The organism is Parapontixanthobacter aurantiacus, assembly GCF_009827635.1.
In the GTDB taxonomy this organism is placed as follows: Bacteria; Pseudomonadota; Alphaproteobacteria; order Sphingomonadales; family Sphingomonadaceae; genus Parapontixanthobacter; species Parapontixanthobacter aurantiacus.
Genome location: NZ_WTYW01000001.1, coordinates 886,190 through 907,190 on the forward strand (window position 1 = coordinate 886,190; position 21,001 = coordinate 907,190).

Annotated in this window: 18 protein-coding genes; 5 read left to right on the top strand and 13 right to left on the bottom strand. The window is 62.2% G+C overall.

All coding sequences use genetic code 11. The features are described 5' to 3' along the window. Positions 1-25 precede the first annotated feature (25 nt). From mrdA to GRI38_RS04345, 4 genes are read right to left on the bottom strand one after another with little or no spacing between them, the layout of a single operon-like run. Entirely contained in the window at positions 26-2,083 is a 2,058-nt protein-coding gene (gene mrdA / locus GRI38_RS04330) for a penicillin-binding protein 2 (protein ID WP_160681666.1), read from the bottom strand. Continuing rightward, on the bottom strand, positions 2,080-2,634 hold the full coding sequence (gene mreD, locus GRI38_RS04335) for a rod shape-determining protein MreD (protein WP_160681667.1): 555 nt from the start codon (positions 2,632-2,634) through the stop codon (positions 2,080-2,082). Before mreD ends, mrdA begins: the two co-directional genes overlap by 4 nt. Next, positions 2,634-3,605: a rod shape-determining protein MreC gene (locus GRI38_RS04340; protein ID WP_160681668.1), complete on the bottom strand. Its 972-nt coding sequence runs from the start codon at positions 3,603-3,605 to the stop codon at positions 2,634-2,636. The genes mreD and GRI38_RS04340 overlap by 1 nt, the downstream gene beginning before the upstream one ends. A gap of 10 nt (positions 3,606-3,615) precedes the next feature. Then, positions 3,616-4,659 carry a rod shape-determining protein gene (locus tag GRI38_RS04345; protein ID WP_160681669.1) on the bottom strand — a complete coding sequence of 348 codons (1,044 nt, stop codon included), beginning with the start codon at positions 4,657-4,659 and terminating at the stop codon, positions 3,616-3,618. A 241-nt stretch (positions 4,660-4,900) separates the two neighbouring features. Here GRI38_RS04345 and mutL point away from each other — a divergent pair, with 241 nt between their 5' ends. After that, entirely contained in the window at positions 4,901-6,748 is a 1,848-nt protein-coding gene (gene mutL / locus GRI38_RS04350; RefSeq protein ID WP_160681670.1) for a DNA mismatch repair endonuclease MutL, read from the top strand. Continuing rightward, positions 6,748-7,230 carry a hypothetical protein gene (locus GRI38_RS04355; RefSeq protein WP_160681671.1) on the top strand — a complete coding sequence of 161 codons (483 nt, stop codon included), beginning with the start codon at positions 6,748-6,750 and terminating at the stop codon, positions 7,228-7,230. Before mutL ends, GRI38_RS04355 begins: the two co-directional genes overlap by 1 nt. A 31-nt stretch (positions 7,231-7,261) precedes the next feature. Here GRI38_RS04355 and GRI38_RS04360 read toward each other — a convergent pair whose 3' ends face one another. The 8 genes from GRI38_RS04360 to GRI38_RS04395 all read right to left on the bottom strand — a co-directional run bounded on the left by GRI38_RS04360 (position 7,262) and on the right by GRI38_RS04395 (position 14,129). Continuing rightward, complete coding sequence (locus GRI38_RS04360; RefSeq protein WP_160681672.1) at positions 7,262-7,708, bottom strand: MaoC family dehydratase; 447 nt, start codon at positions 7,706-7,708, stop codon at positions 7,262-7,264. 97 nt (positions 7,709-7,805) lie between these two features. After that, a complete protein-coding gene (locus GRI38_RS04365) occupies positions 7,806-8,627 on the bottom strand; it encodes a DUF1206 domain-containing protein (protein ID WP_160681673.1) in 822 nt (273 codons plus the stop codon). Positions 8,628-8,719: 92 nt separating this feature from the next. Continuing rightward, positions 8,720-9,820 carry a redox-regulated ATPase YchF gene (ychF, locus tag GRI38_RS04370; RefSeq protein ID WP_160681674.1) on the bottom strand — a complete coding sequence of 367 codons (1,101 nt, stop codon included), beginning with the start codon at positions 9,818-9,820 and terminating at the stop codon, positions 8,720-8,722. 82 nt (positions 9,821-9,902) lie between these two features. After that, positions 9,903-10,895, bottom strand: a complete 993-nt coding sequence (locus GRI38_RS04375) for an SDR family oxidoreductase (RefSeq protein ID WP_160681675.1) — start codon at positions 10,893-10,895, stop codon at positions 9,903-9,905. A 44-nt stretch (positions 10,896-10,939) separates the two neighbouring features. Further along, the gene (locus tag GRI38_RS04380) at positions 10,940-11,569 is read right to left on the bottom strand and encodes a CPBP family intramembrane glutamic endopeptidase (RefSeq protein ID WP_160681676.1); all 630 of its coding nucleotides are present in this window, start codon (positions 11,567-11,569) and stop codon (positions 10,940-10,942) included. Then, entirely contained in the window at positions 11,566-12,132 is a 567-nt protein-coding gene (gene pth, locus GRI38_RS04385; protein WP_160681677.1) for an aminoacyl-tRNA hydrolase, read from the bottom strand. The genes GRI38_RS04380 and pth overlap by 4 nt, the downstream gene beginning before the upstream one ends. A gap of 172 nt (positions 12,133-12,304) precedes the next feature. Then, positions 12,305-12,997, bottom strand: a complete 693-nt coding sequence (locus GRI38_RS04390; protein ID WP_160681678.1) for a 50S ribosomal protein L25/general stress protein Ctc — start codon at positions 12,995-12,997, stop codon at positions 12,305-12,307. A 199-nt stretch (positions 12,998-13,196) separates the two neighbouring features. After that, positions 13,197-14,129 carry a TraB/GumN family protein gene (locus tag GRI38_RS04395; protein WP_160681679.1) on the bottom strand — a complete coding sequence of 311 codons (933 nt, stop codon included), beginning with the start codon at positions 14,127-14,129 and terminating at the stop codon, positions 13,197-13,199. 314 nt (positions 14,130-14,443) lie between these two features. On the opposite strand from GRI38_RS04395, the gene GRI38_RS04400 reads away from it, so the two are divergent. From GRI38_RS04400 to ppdK, 3 genes are read left to right on the top strand one after another with little or no spacing between them, the layout of a single operon-like run. Continuing rightward, positions 14,444-15,379 carry a glycine--tRNA ligase subunit alpha gene (locus GRI38_RS04400; RefSeq protein ID WP_160681680.1) on the top strand — a complete coding sequence of 312 codons (936 nt, stop codon included), beginning with the start codon at positions 14,444-14,446 and terminating at the stop codon, positions 15,377-15,379. Then, on the top strand, positions 15,376-17,505 hold the full coding sequence (gene glyS / locus GRI38_RS04405) for a glycine--tRNA ligase subunit beta (RefSeq protein ID WP_160682463.1): 2,130 nt from the start codon (positions 15,376-15,378) through the stop codon (positions 17,503-17,505). Before GRI38_RS04400 ends, glyS begins: the two co-directional genes overlap by 4 nt. 59 nt (positions 17,506-17,564) lie before the next feature. After that, positions 17,565-20,228 (top strand): pyruvate, phosphate dikinase, encoded by a 2,664-nt coding sequence (gene ppdK / locus GRI38_RS04410; RefSeq protein WP_160681681.1) that lies wholly within the window; start codon positions 17,565-17,567, stop codon positions 20,226-20,228. On the opposite strand, the gene GRI38_RS04415 is transcribed toward ppdK, so the two are convergent. Beyond that, complete coding sequence (locus GRI38_RS04415) at positions 20,225-20,980, bottom strand: class I SAM-dependent methyltransferase (RefSeq protein ID WP_160681682.1); 756 nt, start codon at positions 20,978-20,980, stop codon at positions 20,225-20,227. The two genes, ppdK and GRI38_RS04415, sit on opposite strands and share 4 nt — an antisense overlap. Positions 20,981-21,001 lie beyond the last annotated feature (21 nt).

Here is a 21,001-nt window from a genome sequence, read left to right on the forward strand (position 1 = left end):
CGTGCGATCGGAGCGGGGACGATGCTCACGTCGTTGGCCGACCCTGCGTGTCGCCGGGCGCGAAGGGGTCCTCGCGCGGGGTGATAACGCCGTCGGCCATGGATTCCGACTGGCGAACGGCGAGCCGGGCCTCGGCTTCGACCTGCGCGAAGATGTCTTCTTCGCGCCGCGGCACGGGGGGAACTGTCTCGCCTGCCTCGGCCGCATAGGCAGCATATTGCTTGTTCAGGCGCTCCTGAGCGGTGCCGCCCCACTGCTTTTCCAGCGCCAGCAGTGCGTCCATCCCCTTCTGCGGATCGAACAGATAGGTCATTACGTCGCGTGCGATCGGATAGGCAGCGCCCGATCCTCCGCCATGTTCGATCACCACCGCCCCGGCATAGCGCGGCTTGTCAAACGGGGCGAAGAAGATGAAGAGCCCGTGGTCGCGAAATTTCCACGGTCCGCTCTTGCCGTCCGAAAGGCTCAATCCGACGACCTGCGCCGTCCCGGTCTTGCCTGCCATGAGGACTTCCTCCACCGGCAGGCGCGCCCGCCCGGCGGTCCCCGGCCCATTGACGACGTCGCTCATCGCCTGACGCACATAGGCCTTGTATTCAGGGGACACGCCCATGCTTTCGAACTTCGGTGTGCTTCCGTCGAGGACGAGGCGCGGCATGACGATCTCGCTCGTCGCGAGGCGCGAGGCCATCACGGCAAGCTGCAACGGGCTGGCGAGCATATAGCCCTGGCCGATCGTCGCATTCACCGTATCGAAGGCCTGCCATTCGCGTTCGAACTTGTTGAACTTCCACTCGGGATCCGGGACCGTGCCGTAGAACTGTGTCGTAACGGGCAGGGGGAACTCCTGCCCCATCCCGTAACGGCGGGCCATGGTAGCGATCGGGTCCATCCCGATAGCCTGCGCGAAGTGGTAGAAATAGACGTCGCAGGACTGATAGATGCCCTTGGCGAGATCGACGCGCCCGTGACCGCGCCTGTTCCAACAGCGAAAGACGCGATTGCCGACCCGCAGACCGCCGCCGCAAAAAACGCTCTCGTTGGGTTTGAGGCCCGCCTTGAGAAAGGCCATGCCGACCATCGGCTTGACGGTCGAGCCGGGCGGATAAAGGCCGGACAGAACCTTGTTGCGCAAAGGCACGCGCACATCGTCGCGCAGCATGGAATATTCGAGGCTACCGATGCCGGCGGAAAAGCTGTTCGGGTCGAAACTCGGCATGGAGGCCATGCAGAGTAGATCCCCCGTCAGACAATCCATCACGACCACCGACCCGGATTCGAGGCCGATGCGCCGCGCCGCATAGTCCTGCAGCGGGCCGTCGATCGTCAGCTTGACGGGATCGCCCTGAATGTCGTCGCGCGTTTCGAGATCGCGCACGATTCGACCGGAAGCGGTCACTTCGACCCGCCGCGCCCCTGGCTCCCCGCGCAGCTGTCGCTCGAACTGTTTCTCCAGACCGTCCTTGCCGATCTTGTAACCCGGCGTGATGAGAAGGGGGTTGTTGTCCTCCTCATATTCTTCGGCGGAGGCTGGTCCGACATAACCGATAAGGTGGCCCACCGACGGGCCAGTCGGGTAGAAGCGCGAAAATCCGCGCTGCGGCACGACGCCGGGAAGGTCGGGAAGACGGACACTGATCGCAGCGAATTGCTCGTAATCGACGCCGGTCGAGACCTCGACGGGCTGGAACGGGCGCGCCTCGTCGATGCGCGCATTGAGATCGGCCATCTGGTCGGGACCGAAATCGAGGATTTCGCCCAATGTCCTGACCGTGTCTTCGCGATCCGCAAGCCGTTCGGGAATGACGTCGACGCGGAAATCCGCCCGGTTGGAGGCAAGGGGCGCACCGTTCCGGTCGAGAAGCCAGCCGCGGCGCGGCGGTATCAGCGTCAAATTGACGCGATTGCTTTCGCTCTGAAGCTCGTATTTCTCGTTCTCGGCGATTGCGATATAACCCATACGCGCGGCCAGAAGGACGCCGATACCGCCCTGAAATGCACCGATGACGACGCTGCGGCGGTCGAACCGGTCCTTCAGCGTGGTGCTCGATATATGCTGCTTGGGACGACGCGAACGCCTCATCGCACCGACCTCCACCTAACCAGCCGGAACCGGTCAAGATGCGATATGAAGCGAGCAAGCAGCGGGAACAGCAGGATCGCCAAGACGATCTGCGGTACCATCACGAACAGCAGGGTTCCCGTTATCTTTGCCCCGGATACTATCATCGCGAACAGAATATACACGATGATACATAAGCCTGTCGTGAACCAGTCCTGGGCAAAGCTGCGCCAGGGGAAGCGCGCCTCGATCACTTCGAAGGCGATGAGCGTCAGGGAAAACAGTAAAATGCCGCTGCCCAAGGGCTGGCCGCTGAACAAATCGTCGAACAGCCCGAGCGGAAAACCCGCCCACATCGGCAAGAGGCCGGGCCGCACGATGCGCCAAGCAATCATCGTGAGATAGCCCAGCGGTGGCATCCACGGGATGGCCGCCGTAATCACGAAGAGCGGAAGGATGGAGCCGAGCATGATGCTCGCCCACGGAACGATATTCGCGACGATGGTCGAATGCTCGCGGTGAAGGCGGCTGCCATACTGGTCGGCGCGGGCGCGCGGGTTGTAGCGCTCCATCACTCCGCTCCGTCGGGCATCGGCGCGGGTTCGGCGGGCACCTCACCTGCGGGATTGTCCGGCGAATTGCCTTCATCCTCGCCGAGCCGCTGATCATCGGCAGTGCGCGCAGCCCTTACCGCCTCAGGCTGAAAGATCGGCATCACCGCCACGAAATCCGAGGCTGCCGGGTCGGATACGACGCGGGCGATGGCACCGTCGTCGATCACTTCCTCAACCAGCGCCACTGCAACGCTAGGCTGATAATAGCCGCCCGCGCCGCTGGTCACGAACAGATCGCCCGGTTCGAGCGGGTTGATGCCAAGGTTGATAAGGCGGACGCGCAGCCGCCCGTCACCATTGCCACTGGCGAAAGCGACGATGTTACGCCGCTCGTCGGAAAGGCGGATCGGCAACACGCTCTGGCTGTCGGTGATGAGCAGGATGCGCGAATTGCTCAGTCCCACTTCGAGCACCCGGCCAACGACTCCGCGCGCGGTCCGCACCGGCATCCCGATCGTGACGCCATCGCTCGAGCCCGCCCCGATATAGCCGAAGCGCCGCGCGCTCGACGAGGTCGAGCCGACCATGCGCGTTACGGCCACGGGCGCGGAATCGGTCTCCTGCAGGTTCATCAATGCGCGCAGCCGCCTGTTTTCGAGGCGGACCGCATCCGCTTCGGCCAGCCGAATCCGCGCCAGTTCCATTTCCCGCTTCAGCTCTGCGTTCTGAGCGCCCGCGCGCAGATAACCCTGCACGCTTTCGAGGAAGCCCTTACTTCCCGTACGTACCTCGGCGGCAGCGGAGGTGGCGGGGGTCGTGACGTCGTTGGCGCTCGCTCGCAAATTGCCCGGCAGGTCGGGTCGCCAGATCGACAGGATGAGAAGGATGGCGCCCAGCACGGCGCCGATCCCGGCCACGACGTAGCCGGTAAAGACGCTCAGTTGCGCTCGCTTGGAATAGCTGGAGCGCCGGGATGCAGGCGGCGCCACGATCTGCGCCTCAGGCCGTCATCAGGACGCCGCGATAGATCGGGTCTTCCATCGCCCGGCCCGTGCCAACCGCGACACAGGACAGGGGATCTTCGGCCACGCTGACCGGTAGTCCCGTTTCCTCGCGCAGATAGTCGTCGAGACCCTTGATGAGCGCCCCGCCGCCGGTCAGGACGATGCCCTGATCGACGATGTCCGCGGCCAGTTCCGGGGCGGTATTTTCGAGAGCGATGCGAACGCCTTCGACGATCGCACCGATCGGTTCGGCGAGGGCTTCCGCGATATGCGCCTGGTTGATCGTGATTTCCTTGGGCACGCCGTTCACGAGGTCGCGGCCCTTCAAGGTAATCGCTTCGCCGATCCCGTCTTCGGGCGGCATGGCGACGCCGTAATCCTTCTTGATCCGCTCTGCCGTCGATTCGCCGATCAGCAGGTTGTGATGGCGGCGGACGTAGGACACGATCGCCTCGTCCATCTTGTCACCGCCGGTGCGAACCGACGTCGTATATGCGAGGCCCCGCAGCGACAGGACGGCGACTTCGGTCGTGCCGCCGCCGATATCGACCACCATCGAGCCGACCGGCTCGGTCACGGGCATGTCCGCGCCGATCGCAGCCGCCATGGGTTCGAGAATGAGGAAGACCTGGCTCGCCCCGGCATTGGATGCCGCGTCGCGGATCGCGCGACGTTCCACGCTGGTCGAGCCCGAGGGTACGCAGATGACGATTTCGGGATAGCGCAGCAGGCTCTTCTTACCGTGGACCTTCTGGATGAAGTGCTTGATCATCGCCTCGGCAATTTCGATGTCCGCGATGACGCCGTCGCGCAGGGGCCGGATCGCCTCGATGCTGTCGGGCGTCTTGCCCATCATCATCTTCGCGTCGTCGCCCACCGCTTTCACGCGCTTGAAACCGTCCTTCGTTTCGATCGCGACGACCGACGGTTCGTTGAGGATGATCCCCTGATCCTGAACATAAACGAGAGTGTTCGCAGTACCCAGATCGATAGCGATGTTCTGCGTGCCAAACTTGAGAAGATTGGAGAAAAAGCCCATGGGAAATCAATATCCGTGCCGTTAGTTCGTCCGTCCCGGACCTTCCGCATTGCCGTAACGGCAAGACCGTGCGGCTGTTCGTTCGGCAGTGCCGAAGGCCGTATAGGTCGGGAAAGTGCCCGCTCGCCGGGCTGCCTTAACGCCGCACTAAGCAAAACACCAAAAAATTATGTCGATAGGGGGAAGATTTTTCCACGGTCGGCCTCGAAAATCGAACTGCGCGTCTTTACGGTTAATACTTATGCCGCACATCCGCCGCCTCCCTGAAAACCTCGTCAACCGGATTGCCGCCGGCGAGGTGGTGGAACGGCCGGCTTCGGCATTGAAGGAACTGGTCGAGAACGCCATCGATGCCGGGGCGACGCGCATCGCGGTGAAGCTCGTCGACGGCGGCACGAGCGCCCTCGAGGTGGCCGATAACGGGTGCGGCATGGCACCTGACGAAATGGCGCTCGCGCTGGAACGGCACGCTACCTCGAAACTGCCTGAAAGCCTGATCGGCGCGAACGATGCGATCGAACGGGTCCGCACACTGGGTTTCCGCGGAGAGGCCTTGCCGTCGATTGCCAGCGTGTCTCGCTTCACGATCGAGAGTCGTCCACACGATGCGGACAATGGCTGGCGCAAACTGGTCGATCATGGCGAATTGCTGGAGGATCGACCTGCTTCTCTGCCGCCGGGCACGCGAATTCGCGTCGAGCAGCTGTTCGCCAAGCTTCCCGCCCGCCAGAAATTTCTGAGAACACCGCGCAGCGAATACGCCGCGTGTCTCGACGTCGTGCGGCGCCTTGCCATGACGCGCATGGATATCGCGATCACGCTCGATCACGGCGACCGTCGCACGCTCGCGGTTCAGGCGGGAGAGGACTTGCCGACGCGGGTCGCGCAGGTCGTCACGCGCGAATTGAAGGTTAACGGTGTCGTCATCGATTTCGAGCGGATGACGGCGGACGGAGAGGTCATCCGGTTGTCCGGTATCGCCGGTCTGCCGACCTATAATCGCGGGGTTGCCGATCATCAGTATCTGTTCGTGAATGGCCGCCCCGTAAAGGATCGGCTCCTGATCGGCGCAGTACGCGGTGCCTATTCCGACATGCTGGCCCGCGATCGGCATGCCGTCCTCGCTCTCTTTCTCGATTTACCGGCAGAAGACGTGGACGTGAATGTCCACCCAGCGAAGACCGAGGTTCGCTTTCGCGATGCGGCCGGTATTCGCGGCTTCATTGTCTCCGGTTTGCGCGAAGCCTTGGCAAGCGGCGACAAGCGCAGCGCGCAGGGTCCCGATCGCAAGGCGATGGACCGCTGGCAGATCGAACCCGGAGCGGACGACGTTGCGCCCGCCATGCGCTCCATTTTTTCGGGCCAGGACTGGACCGCGAGGGGCAGCACCCCTGCCTCAAGCACGATGGCGCGCATGCACTATGCCGAGCCCGGCGATGTCGCGGTGATGGATCTGCCGCAGGGCAGGGCGGAGGCGGCTGCGGAACAGGATATGGCGGCCCCCCAATATCCTCTCGGCGTTGCACGCGGGCAGGTCGCGCAGACCTACATCGTGGCAGAGGCGGCTGACGGCCTCGTCCTCGTCGATCAGCACGCCGCGCATGAACGGCTCGTCCTCGAACGGTTGAAGGCTGCCGGGGCGCAGGAGGCACTGGCGCGCAGCCAGCCCCTGCTGCTTCCCGAAGTCGTCGAACTGGAGGAAACGGCCTGCGACCGGTTGGAGGAAGCTGCGGATGCGCTCGGCAAGCACGGTCTCGTCATCGAGCGTTTCGGCCCGCAGGCCATGCTGGTTCGGGCGATGCCCCACGCTTTGAAGCGCGGCGACCCGTACAGACTGCTGCAGGATATCGACGACGATCTCGCCAAGCACGGTACGGCCCTGCTGCTCGAGGAGAAGCTCGATCTCGTGCTCGCGACGATGGCGTGTCACGGATCGGTGCGGGCGGGACGCAATCTCACCGTCGCCGAAATGAACGCGCTGCTACGCGAAATGGAGCGCACACCGCGGTCCGGCCAATGCAATCACGGTCGTCCGACCTGGGTCAAGCTGTCGATGGAAGACGTCGAGAAACTATTCGGAAGACATTGATGAAGCGCTATTTCATCGTGGCGGCTGCCGCTCTCATCGCATCCTGCGGGAATGAAACCTCCCGTTCCGAGCAGGAGGAGATAGCCGAGACCGAGCGAGCCATCGCTGCGGCGGAGGGTCCGCCCGCGATCGCCATCGAACCGCAGGAAATGACCTTTGCCGATTTCGAGCGCAACGCCATCTACGGCGCCGGCTGCTCGTTCGCGTTGAGCGAGGGCGGGGAAGCGATCGCGGTCGCGCTCGGCGAGGCTGGTTATCTCAAGGTCGATGGCGAGGTTGCCCGCTTCGCCCCCGATAGCGGGAGCGAAGAAAACCCGCTTGGCACACGCAGCCGCTATGACGGGTTGGAGCATGGCTTTCGCCTGGCGATCGAGCCTGACGATGGGGCGGAAGCGGCAAGCTATCCGGCGCGCCTGACCGTTTATGACGGGCGCAACCGCGTGGTTTACGAGGCGGAAGGTAGCGCAAGCTGCGGCGCCTGATGGGCCGCAAAAAGCTGACATTCCCGTCGCTTCAGGGGTTGCGAACCTCGACGATGCCGTTCGAAATCATTTCGAGCACGACTTCATCGTTTTGATTGAAAACCTGCTGTAGTGATTTGAAGAAGCCCATCTCGGGACGGCTCTCGCTCTGCCTCTTCTCGAGGACCTCTGCCTCGACGCGCAAAGTATCTCCGGGATAGACCGGCTTCTTCCAGCGCAGCTGATCGATACCGGGCGAACCGAGGCTCGCCTGCCGACGTTCGCCCATGTGATCGACCATCATGCGCATGGTCATGGCGCAGGTATGCCAGCCGCTCGCCGACAAGCGCCCGAAATGTGTGCGCGAAGCGGCCTCGTCATCAAGATGAAAAGGCTGGGGATCGTATTTGGAAGCGAAATCCATCACCTCCTCGCGCGTTACTTCGTAAGCGCCGTAGGCGTCCTTCTCGCCCACTTCGATATCTTCGAAATAACGCATCGTCGGACCTCTCCATCAAGCCTCCCAGGATGCGCGAAGCTATGGCCCGGAACGCGCGTCCGGGTCCATAGCAAATCGTGCAGTCCGTTCAGAAGTCCTAGGCGCGGAAGCTCGGGACCTTGCCCTCTGCGCCCATATCCGGAATGATCCGGTAGCGCGACAGGATGAGGCTGAAGATGCCGAAGATCAGCAGGCCGATCGCGACGAGGGTGAAGATGAACCCGTCACCGGCGAGCGAGGCGACCGCGCTGCCCAAGGTCTTAACCTGGCTTGCGCCGCCCGACAGGAAGCCTGCCTGGACGAGCGACCAGCCGATGATTGCGAAGACGACCGCACGGGCGCTGAAACCGATGCCGCCGAGGATACGCGTATAATCCGGAGCGCGCGGGCTGATACGGTTCATGAACGAGCCTGTGATGGCCTTCTTTCCCTGGGCGAAGGCCGCTCCGAAGAAGGCGAGGCCGAGAAGGCCGAGGACGATGCCACCGAGATCGGCTGACAGCAGACCGGATGCCGCTTCCTGTGCGCCTCCACTTCCTCCGCCGCTGCCGCCGGAGGAAGAGCCGGTATCGCTGTTCGCGAACTTGTAAGCAGAATAGGCAAGGGCGAAGTGGCCGATTGCGCTACCGAGATGGCCAAGCCTGTGTGCCCAGCCTTTGGCGTCCGAACCGTTGTTCTCGATGTCGAAGACGGGCGACGCGAGCCGGAACAGACCATAGGCCGTCAGACCGACGACGAGGATCCACAGGATAACCGTCCCTGCCGGGAAATCCTCGATCGCCTGGAAGACGCCGTTCGTACCCTCGGCTATTTTCTGCGCGCTCGTCAGCGCGATCAGCCCGAGGACGGAATAAAGGATTGCGCGGCTGAAATAGCCTACGCGAACCAGCCAGTTAAATTTCTCGGATTTGTCGACCATGTTCTTCGTTGCCCCTTCTTATTATACGGTCACCGCAGATGCGGCACGGGTGGTCAACGAACGATCCCCCTATTCGGTCCCGCCGAAGCTACCTAGACGTTGAATTTGAACAGCAAAACGTCGCCGTCCTTCACGAGGTAGTCCTTGCCTTCCTGCCGCAGCTTGCCTGCCTCGCGCGCGCCGCTCTCGCCCTTCAGCGATACGTAGTCGTCATAGGCGATGGTCTCGGCACGAATGAAACCCCGCTCGAAATCTGAGTGGATCTCGCCCGCGGCCTGCGGAGCCTTGGCTCCTTCCGGGAACGTCCAAGCACGCGCTTCCTTGGGTCCGGCGGTGAAGAAGGTATTGAGACCGAGCAGGCGATAACCCGCGCGTACGATGCGCGACAGGCCGCTTTCCTCAAGGCCGAGTTCGGCCAGATATTCACTGCGCTCTTCGGCTTCCATGCTGACGAGTTCCGCTTCGATGGCGGCGGACACCACGACCGCCTGCGCGCCCTCAGCCTCGGCCTTGGCGAAGACCTGCTGCGACAATTCATTGCCCTCGGCTGCGTCCTCTTCCGCCACGTTGCAGACATACAGGACAGGCTTTGCGGTGAGCAGCTGCGCCTGCGCGAAGATGCGCGCTTCCTCGTCATCCTTCGGTTCGGTGAGGCGTGCGGGCTTGCCCTCGCGCAAAAGGTCGAGCGCCTGACCGAGGACGCTTGCGGTCAGTCGGGCTTCCTTGTCGCCCGCAGTCGCCTTCTTCTGAGCGGTGGGAACGCGCTTCTCGAGACTTTCCAAATCGGCCAGCAGCAGTTCGGTCTCGACGACTTCGGCATCGGCCAGCGGATCGACACGGTTGGCGACGTGCTGGATGTCGTCATCCTCAAAGCAGCGGAGGACGTGAACGATCGCGTCCACCTCGCGGATATTGCCAAGAAACTGGTTGCCCAGACCCTCTCCCTTGCTGGCGCCCTTCACGAGGCCCGCAATATCGACGAATGCCAGCTGCGTGTGAATGACCTTCGCGCTCTTCGCGATGGCGGCGATCGTTTCGAGCCGCTCGTCCGGCACCGCGACCTGGCCGACATTCGGCTCGATCGTGCAGAACGGATAGTTCGCGGCCTGCGCGGCCTGCGTTTCGGTAAGCGCATTGAACAGGGTGGACTTGCCGACATTCGGCAGTCCGACGATACCGCATTTGAATCCCATGAAATCTCGTATCCGATGATGTAAGGTGTGGCGCGCCCTTAGCGAGCGCCGCTGCGATGCGAAAGGGCGAACCCGCGGGTCCCTAGTCGTGAACCGCGCGGATCATCGGACCATAGCCGCTTTCGCCGAGCCATCCGAGCTGGACTTGCCGAGCCGTCTCGTTGATCGGCGTCTGCGGAATGTTGCCGCCGCTGACCGGTTGGCGAAGAGGGCGCGTTCCTGCCGGCATGGCAACAAGGCTGGCGATAGCGCGCGGCACGTCCATCGGATCGGCGCTGCGCCCCGAACCATCCTCTTCGCCCATGCTCGCGACGACCTGCGGATAGCCCGCGAGGTGCTCTTCCTCCGCCCGTTGTTTGAGAGCGGACGTATAAGCGTTCCGGTTCACCCAGATTTCCGTCGGATATCCGCCCGGCTCGATGATCGAGACGTCGATATTGTGCGGTACGAGTTCGTAGGCCATCGCCTCACTCATCGCCTCTAGGGCGAATTTGGTCGGGGAATAGTGGCCAGAAAAGGGAACGATTACCCGGCCCAGCTGGCTCGAAATCTGGATGATCTGACCGCTTCCCGCCGCTCTCATCGCAGGCAGCACAGCGCGCGCCATGCGATGCGGGCCGAAAACGTTGGTATCGAAGATCAGGCGCGTGGCTTCCATGTCCTGCACTTCAATGGGGCCCGTCACGCCGACGCCCGCATTGTTGACGAGGACGTCGAGCGCGCCGCCCGCCGCCCGTTCCGCTTCGGCTACGGTCCGCTCGATCTGCGCCTCGTCCAGCACGTCGAGTTCCATCACCGTGATGTCGAGATTGTCCGACGCGGCGAGTTGCCGCAATTCCTCGGCTTCCGGTCGCGGCAGATTGCGCATCGTCGCAAAGACCTTCGCACCGAGGCGGGCGTAATGTTCCGCGCCCAGGCGGCCGAAGCCGGAAGAGGTGCCGGTAATAAGGATCGACTTGCCGGACAGGTCGGGCATGGCTTCCCGCTGGTCGGGCTGCGCGCGAGATGCGGCTGCGGCGAAGATGCCGGTTGCGGCGGCTCCGGCGAGAAGATTGCGGCGATTGATATTCGGCATGGATAACACTCCGTCAGGTGGGGACGCCAACGGTCTATAGCAGGTCAGGCTTCGTCCTGCACCATGGCCGCTTCCTCCGCCGTTACGGTCGGCTGCATCATGTCGCGTAGATAGCGGACGGCGAAAATATCGTAGAGGACGTGAGCTGTCGCTACGACTACGAAGCTTCCGGTAAACCAGAACGCCACGCCGAAGATGATGCTGATGGCGAAGAGAATGACCGCGATAGCCGGTTTGCTCATGTGCAGCAGCGTGAACAGGGCAGACGACAACAGAATGCCGCCCGCCGCACCTAGATAGTCGGATGCGATCGTTTGCAAGCCAGCGCGAAAAAGGGCTTCCTCGCCGACGCCTGCGAAGATGGAGACGAAGACGACCGCGCGATTGGAAAAGGAGTTGGCCAGAAAGGCATAGGTGTCGCGCTGCAAGTCCATCATGCGGCGCGAGAACCGCGGAAAGAGGCGAAGCGTCGCGACCCCTAAGGTGATAAAGAACACACCGAGAAGTGCGCCAAGTGCGAGATTGGTCGGCGAAAGTCTCGCGAACTCATCAAGCGGTCGGCCCGTCACATGCCACAGGCCGAGGCCCAGAAGCGTAAATAGCGTTCCCTGAACGCCCAGAAGAAGCACGACCCGCCCTTCGGACATGTCGGCCATGTTCTTCTTGTCGCTCATTGCTGGCGAAGGGCCACGTCGCTCATGAAACGCGCATTCTCGCCGTCCGCAAGCCAGCGAACCTCCGATGCGATCGCGCCGAGCATTTCGGCAAGGTCGTCCATTTCCGCCTTCACGTAATTACCGAGAACGTGCCCGTTCACTCGTTCCTTGTGGCCGGGATGTCCGATGCCGATGCGTACCCGGCGAAAGTCGGAGCCACAGTGCTGGTCGATGCTGCGCAGCCCGTTGTGACCCGCATGACCGCCACCTTCTTTCACCTTCACCTTGAAGGGCGCGAGGTCGAGTTCGTCATGGAAAACGGTGAGTGCGTCCGTTTCCAGCTTGTAGAAGCGCAAGGCTGCGCCGACGCTTTCTCCGCTCTTGTTCATGAAGGTCGCCGGCTTCAGAAGCAGCACCTTGTGCGAACCGATCGTGCCTTCCTGAACCCAGCCGGAGAACTTCTTCTGGACGGGTCCGAAATCGTGCATCTCGGCGATCACGTCGAGCGCCGTGAAACCGACATTATGGCGATGAAGCGCATATTTCGGTCCGGGATTACCGAGACCAGTCCAGATTTGCATGATTGCCCGTCCGTATCGCTTCGTGTGCTTCGTTATCTGCCCCTCGAACCCTTAGCGGCGCATGGCGCTCTCGCAAGGGGCGGGGAGGCGGTAGGCTGCGGACAGCAAAACGCCGGACCCTCGTATCGCAAGGGCCCGGCGCTTCGTATTGTATTGAAAAGGAAGAAAAGCGTTATTCGCTCTTCTCTTCCTGTTCGTCGGCAGCGTCGTCGTCCGGACCCTGTTCGGTCGCGGCGGTCTCGCCCGGCTCCATGCCTTCGCCGGTCTGGTCTGCGCCTTCTTCTTCGCTTCTCTTGAGCGCGGAAGGAGCAACCAGCGTGGCGATGGTGAAGTCGCGGTCGGTGATGGCGCTCGTCGCACCTTCGGGCAGATCGACTTCGCTGATGTGGATCGAATCGCCGACTTCCTTGCCGGTGACGTCGATCTCGATCTCGGAGGGGATCTTGTCCGCATCGCAGACGAGTTCGAGTTCGTGCCGCACGATGTTGAGGACGCCGCCCTTCTTGAGGCCGGGCGAGGCTTCTTCGTTCGTGAAGACGACCGGAACCTCGACTTCGATCTTCGCGCCTTTCGCGAGACGCAGAAAGTCAGCATGGATCGGACGGTCGGTGACCGGGTCGAGCGCGACGTCCTTGGGAATCGTGCGGACCTGCTTGCCGCCGACTTCGACCTGGACGATCGAGTTCATGAAGTGGCCCGTCATCAACTGCTTGACGAGAACCTTTTCCTCGACGTGAATGGTGTGGGGTTCTTCCTTACCGCCATAGATGACGGCGGGTACGCGGCCGTTGCGACGCAGTTCACGGGAGGCTCCCTTGCCAGCCCGTTCGCGCGTCTCGGCCGGCAGAGTAAGAGCGTCGCTCATGTTTCTAGCCTTTCAAGATGCCTGTATATCATTATCGTCCCGCCACGCCTCCAGGGATGACCACGGCCGGGAACCCCGCGCCCTTAGGCAAGGATTGCCGGAATGTCCAGCGGATAGGCGCGGCCCCTTTCCTGCGAATACCGGAAAGGTCCGGCAGTTCTGGAAAGGGGCGCGCGGTTTCGTGGTAAGGGCAGGTGGCTTACTGCACGCGGGACGAGCGGATGTCGCGTTCGGTCAGCTGGTCCTGCACGCTGTTACGCCCTGCAAGATGACCCGCACCCACGGCGACGAACACCGTGCCGGGCGTATCGAGCCGCTCGTCGATCCATTCGGCCCAGTTCGCGTTGCGCGTATAGAGCAGGCGTTCGGCAACGATCGGATCGTCGAGATTTTCGTTCATCATCGCGGCCAGCCGATCCGCATCGCCCACGGCCCAGGCTGCGACCATCTCGTCCAGCATGTCCTTGATGTCGTCCACCTGCTCGGCGGTTTCGACGAGGTAGCGAAGCTGGCTTTCAACAGGCATCTCGTCGAACACGGCAATCTGATATTCGAGCGTTTCAAGCCCGGCGCGCTCCATGTCGGCACCGACCTTCGTCTCGAGCACGGCTTCGACGCCGGATTCCGGCGTGTAGCCTTGCTGGAGCAGCGGAAGCAGGCTCAACGTCATGGCTGCGAACCACGGTTCGAAGCGATCGAACGCTTCGGCGGGCAATTGCAATTTGGCGAGCGCTTCCTGATACACCGCGACCTGCTCCGGCGACATCATCTCGCGAAGGTTTTCGCCCTCTGGCAGCATCGCCTTCGACGTCATGAGCTGGGCCAGCGCCGGGTCCTTGTCCGCACCTGCAGGCAATTCCGTCACGAGCAGGTCGGAGCTGGTAAGAGCGCGTTCGATGGCCGGCGTGTACCATTGGACGTTGTCGGGCAGCGCGTGAACCGTTCCGAAAAGATAGATGGTCGTGTCCTCGTCGGCCACGCGCCACAGGGCCGGGCCCTCCATCTCGACCCGTTCCGCCGCGACCTGTGCGGGCGCCTGAGCCGTCGGCGTTTCCTTGTAGGCGCAGCCGGGAAGCGTGAAGGAGAAAGCGGCAATCGCTACGCCGGCCTGAAGTTTCTTGAGAAGGGTCATGGTCGAGTTCCTTTCTGACTGAAGCATCCTTTCCAGGATGTGATCGGCGCTGGTTCGTAACGCCTGGGTCGAATGGGATTGCCGCGCGACAGAAGGACAATCTTCGCGGCCTGATGAAAGAGTGCTGTCTGCTGCGTATTACTAAGAGAATAGTCTCTCGTTTGTCGAGCATTTCCCGTTTGCGCTTCCACTGTCGGGCCGAAGGACGATCGGTTGGCATTTCGAGGCTGAAGATGTCTCACTATTTGTCTTTTGATGCTTCTGCGCGGGCGACGTTGACGCTTCGGCGGGGATGAGCCAAAGCGCATCGCGCCATGACACGCGACCCGCGCACATCCTTTCAGGACATGATCCTCACGCTTCACGATTTCTGGAGCGCGCAGGGTTGCCTCATCCTGCAGCCCTATGACCTGCGCATGGGCGCCGGTACCTTCCACACCGCGACGACGCTCCGCGCGCTCGGACCCGAACCGTGGAACGCGGCTTTCGTCCAGCCCTGCCGCCGACCGACCGACGGACGCTATGGGGAAAACCCCAACCGCCTCCAGCACTATTACCAGTACCAGGTCATCCTCAAGCCCAGTCCGCCCGATATTCAGGAGCTTTACCTCGAAAGCCTCGCGACGATCGGGATAGATCCGCTGAAGCACGACATTCGCTTCGTGGAGGACGACTGGGAAAGCCCGACGCTGGGCGCCTGGGGGCTGGGCTGGGAAGTGTGGTGCGACGGGATGGAAGTCACGCAGTTCACCTATTTCCAACAGATGGGCGGCTTCGACTGCAAGCCGGTGGCGGGCGAGTTGACCTACGGGCTCGAACGGCTGGCGATGTACATTCAAGGCGTCGACAATGTGTACGACCTCAATTTCAACGGCGGAACGTCCTCAAGCAGCGAAGCGGCAGGACGCGAAAGACGCGTTTCCTATGGCGACGTGTTTCTCGAAAACGAGAAGCAGATGTCGAAGTGGAACTTCGAAGTCGCCGATACCGACGGGCTGCTGAAGGCGTTCGAGATGGCCGAGGCGGAATGCCGGAATGCCCTTGAAAAGGACGTCCCGATCGCCGCTTACGAGCAGGCGGTCGAGGCCAGCCATATCTTCAACCTGTTACAGGCGCGCGGCGTCATCAGCGTCCAGGAACGCGCCAGCTATATGGGGCGGGTGCGCGACTTGGCACGCGGTTCGTGTGAAGCGCATATGGCGAAGGAAGCAGAGCGCTGGGCGGAGAAATACCCGGAGTGGTCGAAATGAGCACGGCGGACTTTCTCCTCGAACTGCGATCCGAAGAAATTCCCGCGCGAATGCAGGCCGGGGCGCGTGAGGAACTGGAAAAACTGTTTCGCCGCGAGATGGATGCGGCCGGGGTTGCTACAGGCGAGCTGATAGTCTGGTCAACTCCGCGCCGCCTTGCGTTGATCGCGCGCGGATTGCCGCAGGCGACCGATGCGGTCAGCGAGGAACTGAAAGGCCCGCCGGTGGGCGCCCCGGATCAGGCGATCGAGGGCTTCTGCCGGAAAGCGGGGGTCTCACGCGATGAACTCGAACAGCGCGAGGTCAAGGGGCGGGCAACCTACTTTGCGCTAAAGAACATTCCCGGCCGGGCGACGAAAGACGTTCTGGCGGTCGCCATTCCCGCCGTCATTCGCGATTTCAGCTGGCCCAAGTCGATGCGTTGGGGGGCTGCCTCAATCAGCACGGGAAGCCTTCGCTGGGTCCGCCCGCTTTCCGGCATCGTCGCACTGCTCGGCCAGGACATCGTTGAATGCGAAGTGCACGGCGTTACCAGCGGGGCGGTCACGCTCGGCCATCGCTACCACCATTCCGGGGATATCACCATCGGCGATGCGGATGATTACGCCGTCAAATTGCGGGCCGCCCATGTCATTGTCGATCATGAGGAACGCGCGACGCTGATCCGCGATGGCGCAACCGAAGTAGCGCGCGAAGCGGGTCTGAACCTCGTCGAGGACGAAGGGCTGGTCATCGAGAATGCCGGCCTTACAGAATGGCCGATCCCACTGCTCGGCCGGTTCGAGGAAGATTACCTGGAGGTTCCGCCGGAGACGATCCAGCTTACTGCCAGAGTGAACCAGAAATACTTCGTCTGCGAAAATTCAGACGGAAAGCTTGCCAACGCTTTCATCTGTACCGCCAACATCGAGGCGGAAGACGGTGGGGCGGCCATCGTCGATGGCAACCGCAAGGTCCTCGCTGCGCGGCTTTCGGACGCGCGCTTCTTCTGGGACGTCGATCGCAAGAGAACTCTCGCCGAGCATGCGGAAGGTCTGAAGCGCATCACCTTCCACGAAAAGCTCGGCACCGTCGCCGACAAGGTCGAGCGCGTTGCGAAGCTGGCCCGCTGGCTGGTGGATGAGGGGATCGTCAAAGGTGCCGACCCGGACATGGCTGAACAGGCCGCACGTCTCGCCAAGGCCGACCTCGTTACGGAAATGGTCGGCGAGTTCCCCGAACTACAGGGCCTGATGGGCGGCTACTACGCCCGCGCCGAAGGCCTGCCGGACGAAGTCGCCGATGCCATTCGTGATCATTACAAGCCGGTCGGTCAGGGCGACGATGTGCCCACCGCGCCGGTGACGGTGGCGGTGAGCCTGGCGGACAAGCTCGACACGTTGCAAGGATTCTTCGGCATCGACGAGAAGCCGACCGGTTCGAAAGACCCGTTCGCGCTGCGCCGCGCTGCTCTCGGAGTCATTCGCCTGGTGACGGAAAACGATCTTCGTTTTGCCGTGGCTGATGGCGAATTGCTCGATTTCTTTGCCGACCGCCTCAAGGTCCAGCAGCGCGAAGCTGGCATTCGGCACGATCTTATCGATGCGGTGTTTGCTCTTGGAGGGGAGGACGATCTTGTCCGCCTGCTGGCAAGGGTGAAAGCATTGCAGAATTACATCGAAACCGCCGAAGGCGCGGATTTGCTCGCTGCTTACAAGCGCGCCTCCAACATCCTCAAGAAAGAGGATTGGGAGGGGGCGAGCGATGCCGACCCGATCGAGACGGGCGAGGAAGATCCGCTCGCCCTGGTCGATGATCCGGCCATGGCGAAAGTCGCCGCCGCGCAGATGGAGGCGAGCCGGCAAAAGGCGCGCAAATCGCTTTCCTACACTCCCGAACCGGCGGAAAAGGACTTGATCGACGCGCTCGACGATGCCGAACCGAAAGCCGAGGCTGCTTTGGCGGCGGAGGATTTCGAAGCGGCCATGACCGCCCTCGCTACGCTGCGCGCGCCGATCGATGCGTTCTTTGACAATGTGACGGTAAACGATGCCGACGCGGCGAAGCGTGCTGCGCGGCTCGACCTTCTCGCCCGCTTCCGCGATGCGGTCGAACGTGTCGCCGATTTCGGTCGGATCGAAGGGTAGTTTCTTACGACAGGACCGTGTTCCATGTGTTCCATCGGTTCAGACAAGCAGGATAGAATATGAACAAGACAGTCTACACCTTTGGCGGAAACGCGCCCGAACCGGACGCGCGGCAGAAGGACAAGACGATCACCGGCGGCAAGGGTGCGAACCTTGCGGTCATGTCGAGCATCGGCCTGCCGGTGCCTCCCGGTTTCACGATCACGACCGAGGAATCGGTCCGCTATCTGCGCGAGGGGGCAGACTTCTCCGACGCCCTGCGCGCGAACGTGGCCGAGGCGCTGACCCATATCGAACGCACCGTCGGCAAGAAACTGGGCGATGCGTCCGACCCGCTGCTCGTCTCGGTTCGCTCGGGCGCGCGCGTTTCGATGCCCGGCATGATGGACACGGTTCTCAATCTCGGCCTCAATGACGAGACGGTCGAAGGGCTGGCCGCTGCATCGGGCGACGAACGCTTTGCTTGGGACAGCTATCGCCGGTTCATTCAGATGTATTGCGACGTCGTCCTCGGTCTCGATCACGGCCTGTTCGAAGAGGCGCTCGAAATCGCGAAGGAAGACAAGGGCTTCTACGCTGATACCGAAATGGAAGCGGATGACTGGAAGGCACTGGTCTCGGAATACAAGGCGATTGTGAAGCGCGAATACGATCGGCCATTCCCGCAGGACGTCTCCGACCAGCTGTGGGGCGCGATCGCCGCCGTGTTCGAAAGCTGGGACAGCGAGCGCGCTAAGATCTATCGGCGTCTGAACGACATCCCCGCCGATTGGGGCACGGCGGTCAACGTCCAGGCGATGGTCTTCGGAAATATGGGCGAAACCAGCGCGACTGGCGTCGCTTTCACCCGCAATCCCTCGACCGGCGAAAAGAGCTATTACGGGGAATATCTCATCAATGCGCAGGGAGAGGACGTCGTCGCCGGCATTCGCACCCCGCAATATCTCACTCGCGCTGCGCGTGAGGAAGCCAATGCCAAGCCGCTATCGATGGAAGAGGCGATGCCCGACGCCTTCGCCGAACTCGCGCAAACCTTCGAACTGCTCGAGCGGCATTATCGCGACATGCAGGACATCGAGTTTACGGTGCAGCAGGGCAAGCTCTGGATGTTGCAGACGCGCACCGGCAAGCGCACTGCGAGGGCGGCGCTTCGCATGGCGGTCGAAATGGTCGAGGAAGGCCTGATCGACGAGAAGGACGCGATCCGCCGGATCGATCCCATGGCGCTGGACCAATTGCTTCATCCGACGCTCGATCCAAAGGCACATCGCGACATCATGACGACGGGCCTGCCTGCTTCTCCCGGAGCTGCTTCGGGCAAGATCGTTCTCGATGCCGACACGGCCGAGAAGTGGGCGAATTCGGGAGAGGACGTCATCCTCGTTCGGGTGGAGACTTCGCCCGAGGACATTCACGGCATGCACGCGGCGAAGGGCATCCTGACCGCTCGGGGCGGCATGACCAGCCACGCGGCAGTCGTCGCCCGCGGCATGGGGCGCTGCTGCGTGTCGGGAGCATCGGGCCTTTCGATCGATATGAAGGAGCGCAAGCTGCGGATCGGCTCGCGCAATCTCGACGAGGGCGACACGATCACTCTCGACGGCTCGAACGGGCAGGTGATGGCTGGCCGGGTCGCGACCATCGAACCCGAAGTCGAAGGCGATTTCGGAACTCTCATGGAATGGGCGGACAGGCATCGCCGGATGAAGGTTCGCACGAACGCCGAAACGCCGGAGGATTGCCGCACGGCGCGGCAATTCGGCGCCGAGGGAATCGGCCTGTGCCGGACCGAACACATGTTCTTCGATGCCGAGCGGATCAGCGCGGTGCGCCAGATGATCCTGGCGGAAGACGGGGAAGGACGCGAACGGGCGCTCGCGAAGCTCTTGCCCGAACAGCGTCAGGATTTTCAAGAAATCTTCGAGGTCATGGCCGGTCTGCCCTGCACGATTCGCCTGCTCGATCCTCCGCTTCACGAATTTCTTCCGACCAGCGATCGCGAATTCGACGAATTGGCCGGATCGCTCGATACCTCCGCCGACGCACTGAAACGGCGCGCTGCAGAACTTCACGAGTTCAATCCGATGCTGGGCCACCGTGGATGCCGCCTCGGCATTACCTTCCCCGAAATCTACACCATGCAGGTGCGCGCCATCTTCGAGGCTGCCTGCAGCGTCGCCAAGGACACGAGTGAAGCGCCGCTTCCGGAAATCATGATACCGCTCGTGGCATCGGCACGAGAGCTGAAGATTCTGCGAAAATTGGTGGACGATGTCGCGTCAGAAGTGTTCGACGAAAAGGGGCATAAGGTCGACTATCTCGTCGGCACGATGATCGAACTGCCGCGTGCTGCGCTCATGGCTGACAAGATCGCGGAAGAGGGCGAGTTCTTCAGCTTCGGCACGAACGACCTTACCCAGACAACGCTGGGCGTTTCGCGAGATGACGCGGCGCGTTTTCTTGGCACCTACGTTGAGAAAGGCATTTTCGAACGCGATCCGTTCGTCAGTCTGGATGTGGATGGCGTCGGACAGCTGGTCACGCTGGCTGCGGAACGGGGCAGGGAAACGCGCGAAGATATCAAGCTCGGCATTTGCGGGGAGCATGGCGGCGACCCGGCCAGCATCGCGTTCTGCGAAGAGACGGGGCTCGATTACGTGAGCGCTTCGCCCTACCGCGTGCCGATCGCTCGTCTTGCGGCCGCTCAGGCGGTCCTGGCCTAAACCTTCCAACCCGTCATCGTGAGCAAATCGAACGTCTCGGAAACACGCCCGTCTTCCCCTGCGAGTTCTGCAAACGCATCCTGCGCGCGGCAGTAAGCGGCTTTGTCGAGCCTCGGAGCGCGGTCCGTCAGCACGTTCGTCAGGCTTTGGTCACGCAGGTCCGACAGCAATTGTTCGAATGATGTGTAGGAAACGTTCAGCCGGTGGCTGTCGACGACCTGTCGGTTGAAACCTACCCGACCAAGAAGCGCGCTGGTGCTGGCTCGGTCGATCATCGGATGCATTCGCGCTGCCGGTCGGTCCGCATCCGCCGCCAGCATGATGCTGCGCAAACTGGAGAGGCTTCCGGAACCGAGGATGGTCGACAGGAACACTCCGCCGGGTCGCAAGGCCGCACGGTAGTGTAGAAGGGCTGCCGGGAGGTCGTTGACCGTTGCCAGCGTGCCGAAATCGAGAACTGCATCGAGTTCCTCGCGAGAATGGGGCAGTTCCTCATCAAATTGGTCGGGTCCGCGATATTCGATTGCATTTGCGTTGTGCGCCAAGTGGGAAAGCGAGTTTTCAGTCGGATCGCCGACGATCAAAACATGCCGGGGACTGAGGTTCATGAAAGCGAGGCGCTCCTGAAAGTCCTCTGCCATTTCGTCGAGCAGAAAGGACGCTGCGCTTTCGGAACGCTGCAGACTGCGCGCGCGAGCATAGGCGACACGCCGCCTCGCCTTGTCGAAGATTGTCGGAGCCTCGGCTTTCATCGAGCAAAGCCTCTGCCGTGC

Coding starts and splice junctions, on each gene's coding strand:
- mutL (WP_160681670.1), top strand. CDS start 4,901: ATGCCGCACATCCGCCGCCTCCCTGAAAACCTCGTCAACCGGATTGCC.
- GRI38_RS04395 (WP_160681679.1), bottom strand. CDS start 14,129: ATGACCCTTCTCAAGAAACTTCAGGCCGGCGTAGCGATTGCCGCTTTC.
- GRI38_RS04355 (WP_160681671.1), top strand. CDS start 6,748: ATGAAGCGCTATTTCATCGTGGCGGCTGCCGCTCTCATCGCATCCTGC.
- mreD (WP_160681667.1), bottom strand. CDS start 2,634: ATGGAGCGCTACAACCCGCGCGCCCGCGCCGACCAGTATGGCAGCCGC.
- GRI38_RS04375 (WP_160681675.1), bottom strand. CDS start 10,895: ATGCCGAATATCAATCGCCGCAATCTTCTCGCCGGAGCCGCCGCAACC.
- GRI38_RS04380 (WP_160681676.1), bottom strand. CDS start 11,569: ATGAGCGACAAGAAGAACATGGCCGACATGTCCGAAGGGCGGGTCGTG.
- GRI38_RS04365 (WP_160681673.1), bottom strand. CDS start 8,627: ATGGTCGACAAATCCGAGAAATTTAACTGGCTGGTTCGCGTAGGCTAT.
- mrdA (WP_160681666.1), bottom strand. CDS start 2,083: ATGAGGCGTTCGCGTCGTCCCAAGCAGCATATATCGAGCACCACGCTG.
- ppdK (WP_160681681.1), top strand. CDS start 17,565: ATGAACAAGACAGTCTACACCTTTGGCGGAAACGCGCCCGAACCGGAC.
- ychF (WP_160681674.1), bottom strand. CDS start 9,820: ATGGGATTCAAATGCGGTATCGTCGGACTGCCGAATGTCGGCAAGTCC.
- GRI38_RS04390 (WP_160681678.1), bottom strand. CDS start 12,997: ATGAGCGACGCTCTTACTCTGCCGGCCGAGACGCGCGAACGGGCTGGC.
- GRI38_RS04345 (WP_160681669.1), bottom strand. CDS start 4,659: ATGGGCTTTTTCTCCAATCTTCTCAAGTTTGGCACGCAGAACATCGCT.
- glyS (WP_160682463.1), top strand. CDS start 15,376: ATGAGCACGGCGGACTTTCTCCTCGAACTGCGATCCGAAGAAATTCCC.
- GRI38_RS04360 (WP_160681672.1), bottom strand. CDS start 7,708: ATGCGTTATTTCGAAGATATCGAAGTGGGCGAGAAGGACGCCTACGGC.
- GRI38_RS04415 (WP_160681682.1), bottom strand. CDS start 20,980: ATGAAAGCCGAGGCTCCGACAATCTTCGACAAGGCGAGGCGGCGTGTC.
- GRI38_RS04400 (WP_160681680.1), top strand. CDS start 14,444: ATGACACGCGACCCGCGCACATCCTTTCAGGACATGATCCTCACGCTT.
- pth (WP_160681677.1), bottom strand. CDS start 12,132: ATGCAAATCTGGACTGGTCTCGGTAATCCCGGACCGAAATATGCGCTT.